A 14,109-nucleotide genomic window follows, 5' to 3' on the forward strand; every position below is an offset into this window, starting at 1 on the left:
CGGTCCAGGGGGCCGGGTCGGCGGGTGGTCGGGCCGGACCGGGGTCGTGGACCCGGAGTTCCCGGATCTGCGGATCGCGGCTGAACGATGGGGCCTGCCCGGCCGAAGCCAGGACGGTGGTGGCACCAGCCGTACACGGAACCGAGTCGGTTCACGACATATCCGAGTTCGTGAAGTCCAAGTGCTCCCCGCACCCGCGGGGCGGTTCCGCCCAGGGGTGCGATGGGCTCGGAGACCGTCCCGACCCCGTCAGCGCGGGCCGTGGTCGAGGGTGGCGACCTCGCGTACGGCCTCGGCGACGGCCGCGAAGTCCTTCTTCAGGATCGCGTCGTGGTTGCTGGCGACCTTCGCGCTGATCTTGATGTGTGCGTTGCGGGCGACCACGCCGTCGAGGCTGGCGCGGATGAGCTCCTGTTCGTCGCCCTTGCTTCCGAGGGAGTTGCCCGACGCGACCACGTAGCGCGCCGGGACGCTGATGCTGTCCAGTACGGGGCCCAGTTCGCGCTCACGGGCGAGTCTGCCGAGTTCGATGTTGCAGTCCGCCATCTGGCCGGCGTTCATGCGCGGGGTCAGGCCCGTCGGGCGCAGCAGCGGCATGAAGAGGTTCAGCCGGCGGAAGGTCTTGCGGATGCGCTGTTCCATGGCGTCGTCCAGCCAGTCGTGCGGCTGGGCGCCCTCGACCATGACGACGCCCAGGGTACGGGCGGGGTTGCGGGCGGCCCAGTGTGCTGCGACGAACGCCCCGTAGGACCAGCCGACCACGAGTGCCCGGTCGACGCCTCTGGCCGCGAGGACGGCGTCGACGTCGCGGACGGCGGCCTCGAAGGAGTAGTCCGCGGAACGCTTCGACTTCCTGCCGCGGGCCCGCTCGTCGTAGGTGATGTGCCGCCACTGGGTGCCCAGTTCGGCGATGACCCGCTGCCAGTAGCCCTGGGTGGCGAACTGGCCGTTGAGGTAGATCACGGGTGTTCCGGAGCCGCCGGTGTCCGTCACGGCCAGGGCCGTGTCGTCGACCGGCACCATGCCGGTCCACTTCGAACCGGTCGAGGAAGGGCTGTTCTTCGTCATGTGGTTCTCCTGGTCGTGTGTGGAGTGCGTCTTGTACGGCTCTTCGAGGGCCCGGTGGGCGGATCGTCCGGCCACCCGGGTAGGTGGCCGTGCCGCCGGTTTCCTTACAGGCTGCGGGCGGTGATGTCGCCGTGGTCGGTGGTCGCCCGGATGTTCAGGCCGGCCGCGGCGTCCGCGGTGTTCTTCAGCGTGTTGTTGATCCGGCCGTAGCCGGTGCCGGCGTCCAGGGTGGCGGAGACTCCGCGGGCGGCGCCGACCGTCACGTCGCCCGTCCGGGTCCGCAGTACGAGCGTGCCGGAGGTGGCTTCGGTGATGTGGATGCTGCCCTTCTGGGTGCTGATCTCCGCGGCGCCGGCGAGGCGGCCGACCGTGACGTCGGCGGCGTGGGCGGTGACGTGCGCGCTCGCGGCCTCGTCGATCCTGACCGTGCCGAGCGCGCCCTCGCAGGTGATGTCGCCGAGCCGTCCGACGCCGCGGAACTCGGCACCGGCCGACTTCGTCTCGACGCGGGAGCCGGCGGGCAGTTGGACGGTCACCTCGACGGATCCGGATGCGCCGAGGACCTGGTTCGCCTCCGCCGGAGTCCTGATCCGCAGGGTGCCGTCGGCGTATTCGACCGAGGTCTGTTCCGCGGCCTTCACGTCCCGGCCCTTGGAGGCGTTGGCGGGCAGGACCGTGACGGTGGTGTCTGCCCGGTCGGCGGCGATGATCTGGACGCGCCCGGCGGCGATGTCCACCAGGGCGGAGATGGCGGCGGGGGTGTCGAACTTCTGCATGGTGCTCTCCTCGTGTGCGTTCTTCGTTTCTTACAATGGAAAAGCTACGTTGCGTTCGAAGGTTCGGCAATGAGGTTGTTGCGTGCAACTCCCGTAATTGCAGGCCAGGGTGCAGTTTTCGTTGCAATGAATCTACAGCTAACGCAATGACTGAGAGGGCGGTCGTTGCATTGGGCTGTGCTCGAACGCTACGCTGACGCCCTCACGGACGACGAAGGAGGCGGCGATGCCGGGAGGCAGACTCACTCAGCAGGAACGCCAGCAGATCGCGCTCGGGCTGGCCGACGACCTCGCCTATGCGGAGATCGCCCGACGCCTTGACCGCCCCACCTCGACGATCACGCGTGAAGTGATGCGCAACGGCGGCCCCGCCGCGTACCGCGCCGACCTGGCCCACCGTGCCACCGAACGCCGCGCCCACCGGCGCAAGCAGGCCGCGCCCCGGGGTCAGGGGGCCCCGGTGCCGGCCGACGGGCGTGACGACGAGGCCGTGCGCGAGTACGAGGAGGCGTTCACCACCCTCCTGACGCAGCAGGGCCTGCCCAGGATGACGGCCCGGGTGCTGACCTGTCTCTTCATCGCCGACGCGGGCAGCCTCACCGCGGCAGAGCTCGTCCAGCGCCTCCAGGTCAGCCCGGCGTCCGTCTCCAAGGCGATCGGGTTCCTCGAAGGCCAGGGTCTCGTCCTGCGCAAGCGTGACGAACGCCGCCGCGAGCGCTACTTCGTCGACGACGACGTCTGGTACCGGTCGACGATCGCCAGCGCCCACGGCAGCGCCCGGATAGCCGAGACCGCGCGGCAGGGCGTTGCCGTCCTCGGGCGCGACAGCCCCGCAGCCGCCCGCCTCGAGAACATCGCCCGCTTCAGCGACTTCATCAGCGAGAGCATTCTCCGCGCCGCGGAACAGGTCCGCGAAATCCTCCACGCGAAACCCGTTGCGGACTCGGGCGACCCTGCCGAACCGGACGCGGACCGCGGTGAGGGCGTCCCGCGCCCGCCGGGTGGCCCCGTGGAGCGCTGAGCGCGGGCGGGGCCGCCTTCCCGGGTGGTGACGTCGAGTGGTCGCTGGTCCGTTCGTCCGGGGCTGACCGGGGGTGCGGGCGTATGGACCCCGCCGGGCCGGGAACGGGGCGGGGCGTGCGGTCGGAGAGGGCTACCGCCGGTCTCCCTCGGGCGAACTCGTGGAGCGTGAGCGTGCGGCGCGGGCGACGCGGAAGTCGAGCCAGGCGAGCCCCATGATGATGAGGGGGGCAAGCGTGCACATCAGCACGAGTCGCAGCTGTCCGTCGGTCAGGGTGGCGATCAGGACGATCGCGACCGCACCTCCGAAGAATCCGAAGAGCTGCCGGTAGGAGCGAAAGGCCCCGAACGCCGCTGAGACCCTCGGCTCTTCCGGCTCCTCATCGGTGAAGGCGGAGCGGACGGGGTGTTCGGCACCTTCGTCGCGTGCCTGGCGCCAGGCCAGGACCAGGCGGGTGAGCGCGTAGATGGAGAACGCACCGAGGTAGATCCACCACTCGGTCGCGCTGTCGGGTAAGGAGCGGGCCAGGGTCATGACGCATCGCGTACCCCGGCTCCGTGAGAACAGGCGGTGCCGCACGCCCGATGCGCCCCCCCGGCATCGCCGGCGGCCCGTAGTCGGACCTGCCTGGATCCTGTGACACGCGTGAGCCGAGCCCAACGGCCACGAGCCGCGGGTGGCCGTGGCGGAGCCGGTGACGCCGGCCGACGGGAACCGCTGCACCGGCTGGGCGCGCCCCGCGGCACCGGGTGATCTCCGGCGAGGCTCGGCAGGAACATCCCGAGCCGAGTGGACGGGGAGCCCGATGTGGGTATCCTGCTGCGGCAGTTGAGTGGTCAGGGCACGTACACGCGGTGGCAATCGGGGGACGACATGGTGCGCTTGATCAGGACGCTCGTTCCGGTACTCGCTCTGGTCGCCGTGACAGCCGGGTGTTCCTCCGACGACGGCAAGAGTGAAGCGCGGCTGACCGAGCAGCGCGAGAGCTACTGCACGCAGCTCGGGGCGTGGCAGGACGCGCGGGCGGAGGAGGCGGACGCCGAGAAGGAGGGCGCGGAAGCGGATGGGGCGTCGGGGTACGACATGGTCGGGGCCGTCGCCGATGATGTCTTCCTCGCGATGGACCCACTCCGGGACGAGGCCCTCGACGGCGGGCGCACCCTGGCCGAGGCCACGGTGGCGGCGCTGAAGAGCAATGACCGCGGGGCGGGCGGGCTCATCGTGCGGTACTGCCAGGACAACGGCTTCGAGGCCCAGGTCGGTTGAGCCGCTGACGACAAGGTGATTTGGCCCCGCTTCGATCGGGTGGTTCCGCTGGCCGGGACGGGGGGCCGGCGCGGTATTTTTGGGGTCTCGGTCAGACCTCCGTCAGCGTGCCCCCGACAGGTGCGTGGAGGCTGCCGATCCGACTCGGCTCAGGTCGCGGACCGCCCGGTGTCCGCGATGGCTGGACGATAACGGGCGATGGTCCGGTTTCTACGGCCTGCTGTCAGCGCGGGGAGTGCCGTACCAACGCCACTCGGTAAGGCGCGGCCGACCGGGAAGTTCCGCGCGGCCGGTGGCCCAAAGGAGGGTAAGCCACCGGCCGGTATCGGTCGGGGCGTCGGGGAAGAGCCGGGCCAGCACCCGGCCGCATAGGTCTGCGGGCGGGGTCCAGTCCAGGCCCAGGCCCTCGGCGACGTCGTGGGTGTGCACCAGGGTCTCGACGATGCCCATCGCAGCGAAGCCTTCAGGGTCGGCAGGGCCGAAGACATGATGTGCCCGGACCGTGGGTGGCGTCGTGCGGACGATTGCGGTCAGCAAGGCGCCGCTGGCATCCAGTACTTGCAGCAGACCTGCTGGGCCGGCCTCGCGGTCCGCGAAGACAGCATTCGCGGGGCCGCCCGGCCTCTTGCGGCTCCACGCGAACGGCACGTGGGTGTTCAGCGGCGGGTTCGCCGGGCTCAGTTGGACAGCGTAGGAGAACAGGTCGTCGGCCAGGTGCTCGACCGTCTCCCAACAGTCCCACTCCAGGGAACCGGCCTTGACGCTCCAGTCCGGAGCGGTCGCCCCGCGCAGAGCGGCGAGCGCCAAACGGACGGCATGTTCGACATCGGCCGCGGTAACCGGGCCGTTCGGTGATCCCTGTACTCCAGCCATGACGGGACCGTATCAATGATCATCCGACCCCAGGGAAACCGTGTTCGAGTTGAAGGCGGCAAGAGCCAGGCGTTTCCGGTGAGTCCTTCGCGGCTCCGCCCGAAGTGGAGCCAGATCAACTTCCCACGTTGTGGGGCCACTTCCGGTCCGTGCAGTGGAGCCCAAAGAAGTGCTCACAAACACCCGGAACGAATCGCCCTTGGAGACTCCGCCTGAGCCTGCATGGCAGACAACTCCTCTTCGGACGCCCGGGTCGCCCGTCGGCACTCACGGCATGGCGCGGTACATGCCCGATGGCCCAGGTCGGTGAAGGAGCCGCGCGATGGGGCGCATGCCAGGAATCCCCGGCCAGGGGCATCCGGCGGATTACGCCCTGGACCGGGAGATCGGCCTGCGGCTAGGGTCCGCTGATGCTTCCGACAGCCCCGTCATTGCCTCCCGGCTACCGCTCGCGGCCTGTGAACGCCCACGACATACCGGCGATCCACGCGCTGGTCGCGGCCTGCGAACGGGAGGTGCACGGACGGGTGCAGAGTGACGCCGGTGCCATCGCCGCCGATCTCTCGCGGCCGGGTCTGGTGCCGGAGTCGGACACCGTGCTCGTCCTCGACCGGGCCGGGAGTCCGGCCGCCTGGGCCTGGGTGGACCGGCGCTCCGAGGTCGACGTGCACCCCGGGCACCGAGACCGAGGGCTGGGCGCGGCGCTCCTCGGCTGGGTGGAGTCGCGGGCGCGGGACACCGGCAGCGACGGCATCGTGCAGACCGTGCCTGAAGCGGATACCGCTGCCGTCGCGCTGCTGCGCTCCCGCGGGTACAGGCCGCTGGCGACGGCCTGGCAGCTGGAGTTCCCCATGCCGGTCGAACCCGCGGTGCCCGAGCCGCCGACGGGCGTGACGGTGCGGCCGTTTCGCGTCGGCGACGGCCCTGCCGCACACGCCCTTGTGCAGGACGCGTTCGATGAGTGGCAGCAACGGCGACAGGCGTACGAGGAGTGGGCCGCCCACACCATCGACCGGCCCGCGTTCGCCCCGACGCAATCGACCCTGGCCTTCTCCGGTGACCAACTGGTGGGTGCCGCACTGGCTTTGAATGTGCCTGGATCGGGCGAGGGCTACGTCGAGCAGGTCGCCGTGCGCATCGATCACCGAGGCCGCGGCCTCGCCAGGCTGCTGCTGTGTCACACGTTTCGCGCCTTCCACCGGGCGAGCCGAAGCTCCTGCGTCCTGTGGACCCACTCGGACACCGGCGCGCTCGACTTGTATCTGCGGGTGGGCATGACGGTCCGGCAAAGTTCTACGGTCCTCCGCAGAGATCTCCATGCCCGGAGCGACCGAGGACATGCGCGATGAGGTGTGAGGGCCCGGGAGTGGTGATCAACCCCAAGGGCGTGGAAGGGAATTGAGTCGCCGCAGCGGGCAAAGGACCGTACCCTCGCGCGCATGAAGCTGCTCTCCGTCAATGTCGGCAAGCCCCGGCCCAACCCATGGAAGGGCCTCAGCGCGACAGGAATCGACAAGCGGCCCGTTGCCGGGCCGGTCGCCGTGATCGCTCCTGGCCCGAAGGGCACCGGTGAGGTCGGTCTGGTGGGTGACCGCGTCTACGACGTGAAGCATCACGGCGGCGCCGACCAGGCCGTCTACGCCTATGCCCGCGAGGATCTCGACGGGTGGGAGGCCGAGCTGGGCAGGCCGCTTGCCAACGGTGTCTTCGGGGAGAACCTCACGACGCTCGGCCTCGACGTCAACGGCGCCCTCATCGGGGAGCGTTGGCGCGTCGGTCCGGACGTGGTCCTGGAGGTGTCGTGCGCGCGGATCCCCTGCGCGACCTTCCAGGGATGGCTGGAGCGAGAGGGCTGGATCAAGCGGTTCACCCAGGCAGCGGTGCCCGGCGCCTATCTGCGCGTGATCGAGCCGGGAGACATCCGGGTCTCCGACCCGGTCGAGATCGTGCACCGGCCCGACCACGACGTGACCGTCGCGCTCGCCTTCCGGGCGATGACGCTCGAACCGGACCTGCTGCCACGGCTGCTGGCCGCTGACGCGCTGCCGCAGGAGGACAGGGAGCGGGTCGGCCGGCGCATGACCGCGTAGACATGCGACGGGCACGCCGTACGGAGTGCGGGCCAGGTGCATCGCCGGCACAACGATCACGCCGGCCGGCCGGTCATGAGAGCGGTGTCGTGGGCCGGACTTCTCCTGCACGCCGAGGTGCGGTCGCGGAGCCGCAATGACATGGCCCTCCTGTCACGGTTGCCGACGCTCCACCGGGTGAGCCGGTCCGGGCCCACCCCGCCTCACCCGCGCAACGACTTCCCGAACCCCGCCGCCAGCGGCATCCGCAGGCCCAGCGGCGGAGGTGCCGCCAGGGCGTCCGCGACCGGGCGGGCGTAGCCGCGGCCGAAGAGGGAGCCGCGGACGAAGTCGGCTGCCAGGGCGGCTACTTCGGTGTGGTGCTGGCGCAGTGCGTGGCCGTCCGAGTGGACCTCGAAGCGGCAGGTGTCGCGGTTGGACTTCTTCGCGCGCTCGGCCAGGCGGAACGAGAGCTCCGGGTCGGAGCGGGCGTCGTTCGTGCCGTGGACCAGCAGGACCTGGCGGCCGACCAGGTGCTTGACCGGTTCCGGTTCGGCGTCCGGGTCGCCCGGCAGCCAGGGGGCCATGGAAAGGACCGAGGTGACGGCCGGGTGGCCGCCCGCGCGGAGGGCGGCGCGGCCGCCCATGCCATGGCCGGCCAGGCAGACCGGGATGTCGCCGTAACGGCGTACGACCTCGTCCACCGCCCATTCGGCGTCCGCCGCGAGATGGGCTTGCGTCGTGTTCCAGCCCCGGCAGCGGTAGTGGACCACGTGGGCGGCGAGACCGTCGGTGCCGCCGGCGCGGGCCAGGGACCGGGCCAGGGGGAGCTGGAGGGCGTACGTGAAAGGGGAGGGGCGGCGGTGCGAGTAGGGCTCGCCGTCCGGGAGCAGCAGGACCACGCCGCTGACCGTGGTGGATTCTCCGGCCGTCCTGACGGCCCGTCCCAGCCTTGCAGCAGGCAGGGGGAGTGCGCGCTGTGCCATGACGTAACAGTGTCAGAAGGGAACGTGTACGCCACCCGTATTCGCGGTCTCTGTTACGTATCGGCGAGCGGTGTCCAGCAGCGCTCTACGCGCGTAGGCGCTAGAGTGCGTGGATGATGAGCCCGACCCTCAATGTGCCCGGCCAGGATCAGATCCGGCGTGCCCCCAAGGTCCTTCTCCACGACCACCTCGACGGCGGCCTGCGCCCCGGGACGATCGTCGAACTCGCCGCGATCAACGGATACGACGGACTTCCGGAGAGCGATCCCGACAAGCTCGGCATCTGGTTCCGGGAGGCCGCCGATTCCGGGTCGCTGGAGCGCTATCTGGAGACGTTCGCCCATACGTGCGCCGTCATGCAGACCCGTGAAGCGCTGGTCCGGGTCGCCGCCGAGTGCGCGGAGGACCTGGCCGCCGACGGTGTCGTCTATGCCGAGGTGCGGTACGCCCCCGAGCAGCACCTGGAAGCCGGTCTGAGCCTCGAAGAGGTCGTCGAGGCCGTCAACGAGGGCTTCCGTGAGGGAGAGCGCCGGGCGCGCGGGGACGGGAACCGGATCCGGGTGGGCGCGCTGCTCACCGCGATGCGGCACGCCGCACGGTCGCTGGAGATCGCGGAACTGGCCAACCGCTACCGCGAGCAGGGCGTCGTCGGCTTCGACATCGCGGGCGCCGAGGCGGGCTTCCCGCCCACCCGGCACCTCGACGCCTTCGAGTACCTCAAGCGCGAGAACAACCACTTCACCATCCACGCCGGCGAGGCCTTCGGCCTGCCGTCGATCTGGCAGGCCATCCAGTGGTGCGGCGCCGACCGGCTCGGCCACGGTGTCCGCATCATCGACGACATCGAGGTCGCCGAGGACGGCAGTGTGAAGCTCGGCCGCCTCGCCTCGTACGTACGGGACAAGCGCATCCCGCTGGAGCTCTGCCCGACCTCCAACCTGCAGACCGGTGCCGCGGCCTCGTACGCCGAGCACCCCATCGGGCTGCTGCGCCGGCTCCACTTCCGGGCCACCGTGAACACGGACAACCGGCTGATGAGCGGGACGAGCATGAGCCGGGAATTCGAGAAGCTGACCGAGACCTTCGGATACACGCTCGAAGACATGCAGTGGTTCACCGTCAATGCGATGAAATCAGCATTCATTCCTTTCGATGAACGTCTGGCGATGATCAGCGACGTCATCAAGCCCGGATATGCCGAGCTGAAGTCCGAATGGCTCTTCGAGCAGACCGCTGCGACCAGCGTTTCTACCTCGGTTGCCGGCTGAACGAACGCCTTCGGGAAACGGCCGGGAGCCAATTTCCCGGCCGTTTTCCGTGGTTTTCGATGTTTGCGGGACGGGCAGAGGGCTGACTACGTTGCAGAGCCGCTCACATCCCCTTCCCCAAGGATGAATTTCACATGAAGCAGTCTGCTGCCAGGACTCTCGGCGTCGCCGCTCTCGGTGCCGCTTTCGCCGCTGCCGCCGCCGGTACGGCGTCCGCCTCCGCGCTGCCGCTGGACGCCGCGACCAGCGCCCTGCCCGTCGCCGGCGCCCTGGCGAACGCCACGTCGACCCTGCCGGTCCAGGACACCGCCACCGAGCTCCTCGGTACCAGCCAGACGAAGGTCCTCGGCGACGTCGCCGCCCCGGCCAAGGGCCTCCTCGGCGGCATGCCCGCCGGTGGTCTGACGACCAGTGGCCTGTCGGCCAACGGGCTGCCCCTCGGCCGCTGAGGCCCGCTCCACCACGCCTGTGGGCGGACACCCGTTGTCGGGTGTCCGCCCACAGGCGTGTGTACGGGACTACCAGGCGGTCGCGGCGGACGACGGCCGCTCCTGGGGGAGCAGCAGCCACAGCGCCAGGTAGAGCAGGAACTGCGGGCCCGGCAGCAGGCACGAGACGACGAAGACGATGCGCATGGTCCTCGCGGAGGTGCCGAAGCGCCGTGCCAGCGCTGCGCACACTCCGCCGAGCATGCGTCCGTCACGGGGGCGGGCAAGTGCGGCCATGGTGGGCTCCTTCGCGAACCGTTTGCTGAATCCGAGGAGGGAGCGGTTCGTCGCGCTCCCGGTGTATCCAGGATGGCTCGGGCAACGGGGGCAAAGCGTCGCTCTACGGGGCGATACCGACCCTGGAAATCGTCGGGGTCGACCCCTGAGTCCCGTGCCCGCTCCCGTGCCCGTGAGACGCCGCGACGCCCCGAGAGGTCCGGGACCGTTCGCGGCCGGGCCCCGGCAGTGAGTGGCCCTGCCGCTCGCGGCGGCGCAGCCGTGACCGCCAGGCCGGGACGATCAGGACGTGGGCCAGCCCGATGCCGACGGTGTTCAGGAACAGCGAGTCGACGTCGACGACCTGGCCGGGCACTGCGGTCTGGCCCAGTTCGATGGCCAGCGAGATCAGCGCCCCGGCCGCGACCGTACGGGTCAGCGAGGCCCACGGGGAGACGAGGAGCCGGCCTCCGGCCAGCGGCAGCAGTACGCCCAGCGGGGCCAGCAGCAGGAGTTCCTTGCCGATGCGGCGGGCGGCGACGACCGGGCCCAGGGACAGGTCGGCCTTGATGCCGGCGAACGGCTGGAGGTTGGCGGCGGTCATCCACGGCACGTCCAGGGGGCGCAGAGTCAGCCACCCGACGAGCAGCAGATGCGCGAGGAGCAGTGACACTCCGGCCGCGCGGAAGCGGATGACGGCTTGGCCGCCCGAACCTTGACGCACGCCAGCCAAGACGCGGGCGGCGGCAGGATCGGTTCCGCTCCGGCGGGGGAGACCTGGCTCACCCCGTTTCGGCACCCGCCCGCAGGGGCTCGCGAACGGGCCGGCTCAGGGCAGTCGGACCGCGTCCGCCGTCGGTACGGCCTTCGGGCTGGCCTTCGTCTCCGTCGTGCACAGGTAGGCGCGCGGTGCGTAGTCGCCCGGGCCGCCGAGCGTCATCGACTCGTCGGGGGCGAGGGACTCGCTCTCGGTGAACGTGCAGACGATCTGGGCCAGCGCCTCGGACGGCAGGTCCTCCGGCTGCTCGCTGAGACGCAGCGTGCCCTTCGGGTCGCCCGCACGGGGGCCGTCGACCCTGAGCGTCCCGGGGACGTGCGTGGAGAACCCCGCCTGCTCCTCCGTGCTCGGCGGTTCCAGACGCAGTTCGTCCAGGAGGGCCCGGGCGATCCGGAGCCGGTCCGATGCCGTCTCCGGGACCTGCGCCGCACGGTCCACGGTGACCAGTTCCGAGGCACAGACCAGATAGATCTGTACGGGGATGCCCTGCTGGGCCTGGGTGGTGATGTCCTCCGCCGGCATGGCGCACGGCACCCGGGACGGGGCCGGTCCCGCGTCGACGGGGACCGAGGTCGTCCTGATCCCGCAGCCTGCGGCCAGTACTGCGCAGAGCGCGGCAGCGGCGAGGGCCGTGGCGGGGCGGCGGCCCGGGCGTGGAGCGACGGGGCGGCTGCCCCGGGATGCGGTGAGGCGGTTTCCCCCGCGTCCGGCCGGGCGGTTTCCCCCGCGTCCGGTGGGGCGGGTGCCCCGGCGTCCGGTGGGTGTCACGTGGCGTCGTCCTCCTGGTCGGGGATCTCTGCGCCGTGACCCTCGGTGGTGCGGTCCAGCGCCTCCGCGTCGCGCGGCAGGCGCAGGACGAATATCGCGCCGTCGCCGTCCGGCGAGTTCGCGGCGGTGATGTCGCCGCCGTGGATGTGCGCGTTCTCCATGGCGATCGAGAGCCCCAGGCCGCTGCCCTCGGAGCGGGGGCGGGAGGCGCTCGCCTTGTAGAAGCGGTCGAAGACGTGCGGCAGCACGTCCTCGGGGATGCCGGGGCCGTGGTCGCGTACCTCGATGACGAGGTCGTCGCCCTCGGTCCGCACCGTGACCCGTACGGGCGAGCCGCCGTGCTTGAGGGCGTTGCCGATCAGATTGGCCAGGATCACGTCGAGCCGGCGCGGATCGAGGCGGACCATCATGCCGCGCTCGGCGTCCAGGTCCACCGCGTCCAGCCAGGCGCGGACGTCGATGCAGGCGGTCACCTGGTCGGCGACGTCGACGGTGTCGAGGACGAGACGGGCCGTGCCCGCGTCGAAGCGGGTGACCTCCATCAGGTTCTCCACCAGGTCGTTCAGGCGCCGGGTCTCGCTGACCACCAGATGCACCGCGGGCGCGATCATCGGGTCGAGGCTGTCGGCCTCGTCCTCCAGCACCTCGGCGACCGCGGTGATGGCGGTGAGCGGGGTGCGCAGTTCGTGCGACATGTCGGCGACGAAGCGGCGGCTGGACTCCTCCCGCGCGCTCATGTCCGCGACCTTCTTCTCCAGGGAGCTCGCCGTTCTGTTGAACGTCCTTGAGAGGTCGGCCAGTTCGTCGGTTCCGGAGACCGTGAGCCGGGTGTCGAGCTTGCCCTCACCGAGCTTGCGCGCCGCGTCGCCGAGGCGTTGCACGGGACGCAGCACCGTCGTCGCCGCGGCCTGGGCGAGCAGGGCGGAGCCGACGAGGGCCAGGGCGGTGGCGATCCCCAGTGACCAGGCGAGGGAGTTGAGGTCCTGCCGTTCCTGGTCGAGGGACTTGAGCATGTAACCGGTCGGACCGCCGCCGATGATCTTCGTACCGGCGACGAGATACGGCGTGCCGCGGATCGAGGTCCGCTGCCAGAACAGGTGGTACTCGTACTTGTTGCCCGCCTTGACCGGCTGCTTCCTGTCGACCTGCTGCTGCAGCGACACCGGCACGTTGTCGCGGGTGAAGGTGTCCAGGTCGGAGTTGCCGACGATCGGCTTGCCGGGATCGCGCTCGTCGATCAGCAGCACGCTGTAGCCGGGGCTGCTGCTCGCCATCTGCACGGCGGCGGTCTGCAGATCCTCCTTGGTGGGGCTCAGCGGCAGCGAGGCCGCGCGGCCCTGCATCTCCTGCCGGAAGTCCCCGAGCGCGGAGTCCTGCGTACGGGTCAGCACCGCCTCGCGGTTCAGCCAGTACGCGATCCCGGACGCGGACACCGCGGCGGTCAGCGCGACCAGCGCGAACACGACGACGAGCCGCAGCCGCAGGCTGGTCCAGCGGAGCCCGGCCAGCAGGCTCCGCCGCACAGCCGTGCTCACTGCGGCGAGTCCAGCCGGTATCCCACGCCCCGCACGGTACGGATCAGGGTCGGCGAGGACGGCACGTCCTCCACCTTCGCGCGCAGCCGCTGGACGCAGGCGTCCACCAGGCGGGAATCGCCGAGGTAGTCGTGCTCCCATACGAGGCGCAGCAGTTGCTGCCGCGACAGGGCCTGGCCCGGCCGGCGGCTCAGTTCCAGGAGGAGACGCAGCTCGGTCGGCGTGAGCTGCAGGTCCTCCCCGTTCTTCGTCACGGTCATGGCGGACCGGTCGATCACCACGCTGCCGAAGGTGGCGGAGTCCGTGGACTCGCGCTCACCGCGGCGCAGCACCGCGCGGATCCGGGCGTCGAGCACCCGGCCCTGCACAGGTTTCACCACATAGTCGTCGGCACCGGACTCCAGGCCGACCACGACGTCGATGTCGTCGCTCCGTGCGGTCAGCAGGATGATCGGCAGTTGGTCGGTGCGCCGGATGCGCCGGCACACCTCGAAACCGTCGATCCCGGGCAGCATCACATCCAGCACGACCAGGTCGGGCCGCTGCTCGCGCAGCAGGTTGAGGCCGTCCTCTCCCGTCGCCGCGGTGGCCACACGGTGGCCCTGGCGAGACAGCGAGAGTTCGAGGGCCGTGCGGATGGCGTCGTCGTCCTCGATCAGCAACAGGAAAGGCACGTTGGTCATTCTGACCCATGGGGGTGCCCTAGTTCGACAGTTGGTCCCCTCTCATGCACCCGGCAGCCCCGAATCACGTCCGCGCCGGGCCCTGTGACAGGTCTGTGACAGTCGGCGGACAGGGCCATGAAATCGCCCCGGCAAGCTCGTTGACACAAGGAACGGACGGACTCCACCGACGGGGGGCGCGAGATGAACGCAACGCACAGCATCACCACGAGCGCAGTTGTCACGCGTCTCCACGACGTCGGGCGGAGCACCGAGAAGTCCGGCGCCTCGAACGCACCCCCGTCCGTTCACTGCGGCGCCGGACTTCTCGGTGC

16 protein-coding genes and 1 pseudogene are annotated in these 14,109 nt (G+C 70.5%); 7 read left to right on the forward strand and 10 right to left on the reverse strand.

All coding sequences use genetic code 11. From position 1 onward, the window contains the following. Window positions 1-249 precede the first annotated feature (249 nt). Together JGS39_RS11610 and JGS39_RS11615 are read right to left on the reverse strand one after the other, a co-directional pair. Window positions 250-1,068 (reverse strand): alpha/beta fold hydrolase, encoded by an 819-nt coding sequence (locus JGS39_RS11610; protein WP_219568761.1) that lies wholly within the window; start codon window positions 1,066-1,068, stop codon window positions 250-252. A gap of 104 nt (window positions 1,069-1,172) precedes the next feature. After that, window positions 1,173-1,844, reverse strand: coding sequence for a DUF4097 family beta strand repeat-containing protein (locus JGS39_RS11615; RefSeq protein WP_219568763.1), 672 nt, complete (start codon window positions 1,842-1,844; stop codon window positions 1,173-1,175). Between the two features lie 226 nt (window positions 1,845-2,070). Between JGS39_RS11615 and JGS39_RS41420 the strand changes: the two genes are divergently transcribed. Next, entirely contained in the window at window positions 2,071-2,865 is a 795-nt protein-coding gene (locus JGS39_RS41420; protein ID WP_264302792.1) for a GbsR/MarR family transcriptional regulator, read from the forward strand. A gap of 132 nt (window positions 2,866-2,997) precedes the next feature. Here JGS39_RS41420 and JGS39_RS11625 read toward each other — a convergent pair whose 3' ends face one another. Continuing rightward, on the reverse strand, window positions 2,998-3,399 hold the full coding sequence (locus JGS39_RS11625; RefSeq protein ID WP_219568765.1) for a hypothetical protein: 402 nt from the start codon (window positions 3,397-3,399) through the stop codon (window positions 2,998-3,000). Window positions 3,400-3,672: 273 nt separating this feature from the next. Here JGS39_RS11625 and JGS39_RS11630 point away from each other — a divergent pair, with 273 nt between their 5' ends. Beyond that, on the forward strand, window positions 3,673-4,131 hold the full coding sequence (locus JGS39_RS11630) for a hypothetical protein (RefSeq protein WP_306071438.1): 459 nt from the start codon (window positions 3,673-3,675) through the stop codon (window positions 4,129-4,131). A 210-nt stretch (window positions 4,132-4,341) separates the two neighbouring features. On the opposite strand, the gene JGS39_RS11635 is transcribed toward JGS39_RS11630, so the two are convergent. Further along, window positions 4,342-5,004: a hypothetical protein gene (locus JGS39_RS11635; RefSeq protein WP_219568766.1), complete on the reverse strand. Its 663-nt coding sequence runs from the start codon at window positions 5,002-5,004 to the stop codon at window positions 4,342-4,344. Between the two features lie 410 nt (window positions 5,005-5,414). Here JGS39_RS11635 and JGS39_RS11640 point away from each other — a divergent pair, with 410 nt between their 5' ends. Further along, entirely contained in the window at window positions 5,415-6,353 is a 939-nt protein-coding gene (locus JGS39_RS11640) for a GNAT family N-acetyltransferase (RefSeq protein WP_219568767.1), read from the forward strand. Window positions 6,354-6,443: 90 nt separating this feature from the next. Beyond that, complete coding sequence (locus JGS39_RS11645) at window positions 6,444-7,094, forward strand: MOSC domain-containing protein (protein ID WP_219568768.1); 651 nt, start codon at window positions 6,444-6,446, stop codon at window positions 7,092-7,094. A gap of 203 nt (window positions 7,095-7,297) precedes the next feature. On the opposite strand, the gene JGS39_RS11650 is transcribed toward JGS39_RS11645, so the two are convergent. Then, entirely contained in the window at window positions 7,298-8,059 is a 762-nt protein-coding gene (locus JGS39_RS11650) for an alpha/beta hydrolase (RefSeq protein ID WP_236063949.1), read from the reverse strand. Window positions 8,060-8,172: 113 nt separating this feature from the next. On the opposite strand from JGS39_RS11650, the gene JGS39_RS11655 reads away from it, so the two are divergent. After that, complete coding sequence (locus JGS39_RS11655; protein WP_219568769.1) at window positions 8,173-9,327, forward strand: adenosine deaminase; 1,155 nt, start codon at window positions 8,173-8,175, stop codon at window positions 9,325-9,327. Between the two features lie 134 nt (window positions 9,328-9,461). Continuing rightward, window positions 9,462-9,776: a hypothetical protein gene (locus tag JGS39_RS11660; protein WP_219568771.1), complete on the forward strand. Its 315-nt coding sequence runs from the start codon at window positions 9,462-9,464 to the stop codon at window positions 9,774-9,776. Between the two features lie 69 nt (window positions 9,777-9,845). On the opposite strand, the gene JGS39_RS11665 is transcribed toward JGS39_RS11660, so the two are convergent. The 5 genes from JGS39_RS11665 to afsQ1 all read right to left on the reverse strand — a co-directional run bounded on the left by JGS39_RS11665 (window position 9,846) and on the right by afsQ1 (window position 13,786). Next, window positions 9,846-10,052 carry a PspC domain-containing protein gene (locus tag JGS39_RS11665; protein ID WP_219568773.1) on the reverse strand — a complete coding sequence of 69 codons (207 nt, stop codon included), beginning with the start codon at window positions 10,050-10,052 and terminating at the stop codon, window positions 9,846-9,848. Window positions 10,053-10,155: 103 nt separating this feature from the next. Further along, the gene (locus JGS39_RS11670) at window positions 10,156-10,755 is read right to left on the reverse strand and encodes a VanZ family protein (protein WP_219568775.1); all 600 of its coding nucleotides are present in this window, start codon (window positions 10,753-10,755) and stop codon (window positions 10,156-10,158) included. Window positions 10,756-10,860: 105 nt separating this feature from the next. Beyond that, window positions 10,861-11,577, reverse strand: a complete 717-nt coding sequence (locus JGS39_RS11675; RefSeq protein WP_372456142.1) for a hypothetical protein — start codon at window positions 11,575-11,577, stop codon at window positions 10,861-10,863. Then, window positions 11,574-13,100: an ATP-binding protein gene (locus JGS39_RS11680; RefSeq protein WP_371604779.1), complete on the reverse strand. Its 1,527-nt coding sequence runs from the start codon at window positions 13,098-13,100 to the stop codon at window positions 11,574-11,576. The genes JGS39_RS11675 and JGS39_RS11680 overlap by 4 nt, the downstream gene beginning before the upstream one ends. Window positions 13,101-13,108: 8 nt before the next feature. Then, a complete protein-coding gene (gene afsQ1, locus JGS39_RS11685; RefSeq protein WP_185095372.1) occupies window positions 13,109-13,786 on the reverse strand; it encodes a two-component system response regulator AfsQ1 in 678 nt (225 codons plus the stop codon). 192 nt (window positions 13,787-13,978) lie between these two features. Here afsQ1 and JGS39_RS40770 point away from each other — a divergent pair. Then, window positions 13,979-14,109 (forward strand): annotated as a pseudogene (locus JGS39_RS40770) (SigE family RNA polymerase sigma factor); the annotation flags it as partial.

The organism is Streptomyces poriferorum (assembly GCF_019399235.1).
In the GTDB taxonomy this organism is placed as follows: Bacteria; Actinomycetota; Actinomycetes; order Streptomycetales; family Streptomycetaceae; genus Streptomyces; species Streptomyces poriferorum.

What these genes read in the sequence shown, in the direction of transcription:
- JGS39_RS11665 (WP_219568773.1), bottom strand. Translation starts at nt 10,052, where the DNA reads ATGGCCGCACTTGCCCGCCCCCGTGACGGACGCATGCTCGGCGGAGTG.
- JGS39_RS11625 (WP_219568765.1), bottom strand. Translation starts at nt 3,399, where the DNA reads ATGACCCTGGCCCGCTCCTTACCCGACAGCGCGACCGAGTGGTGGATC.
- JGS39_RS11640 (WP_219568767.1), top strand. Translation starts at nt 5,415, where the DNA reads ATGCTTCCGACAGCCCCGTCATTGCCTCCCGGCTACCGCTCGCGGCCT.
- JGS39_RS41420 (WP_264302792.1), top strand. Translation starts at nt 2,071, where the DNA reads ATGCCGGGAGGCAGACTCACTCAGCAGGAACGCCAGCAGATCGCGCTC.
- JGS39_RS11660 (WP_219568771.1), top strand. Translation starts at nt 9,462, where the DNA reads ATGAAGCAGTCTGCTGCCAGGACTCTCGGCGTCGCCGCTCTCGGTGCC.
- JGS39_RS11635 (WP_219568766.1), bottom strand. Translation starts at nt 5,004, where the DNA reads ATGGCTGGAGTACAGGGATCACCGAACGGCCCGGTTACCGCGGCCGAT.
- JGS39_RS11610 (WP_219568761.1), bottom strand. Translation starts at nt 1,068, where the DNA reads ATGACGAAGAACAGCCCTTCCTCGACCGGTTCGAAGTGGACCGGCATG.
- JGS39_RS11655 (WP_219568769.1), top strand. Translation starts at nt 8,173, where the DNA reads ATGATGAGCCCGACCCTCAATGTGCCCGGCCAGGATCAGATCCGGCGT.
- JGS39_RS11650 (WP_236063949.1), bottom strand. Translation starts at nt 8,059, where the DNA reads ATGGCACAGCGCGCACTCCCCCTGCCTGCTGCAAGGCTGGGACGGGCC.
- JGS39_RS11645 (WP_219568768.1), top strand. Translation starts at nt 6,444, where the DNA reads ATGAAGCTGCTCTCCGTCAATGTCGGCAAGCCCCGGCCCAACCCATGG.
- JGS39_RS11615 (WP_219568763.1), bottom strand. Translation starts at nt 1,844, where the DNA reads ATGCAGAAGTTCGACACCCCCGCCGCCATCTCCGCCCTGGTGGACATC.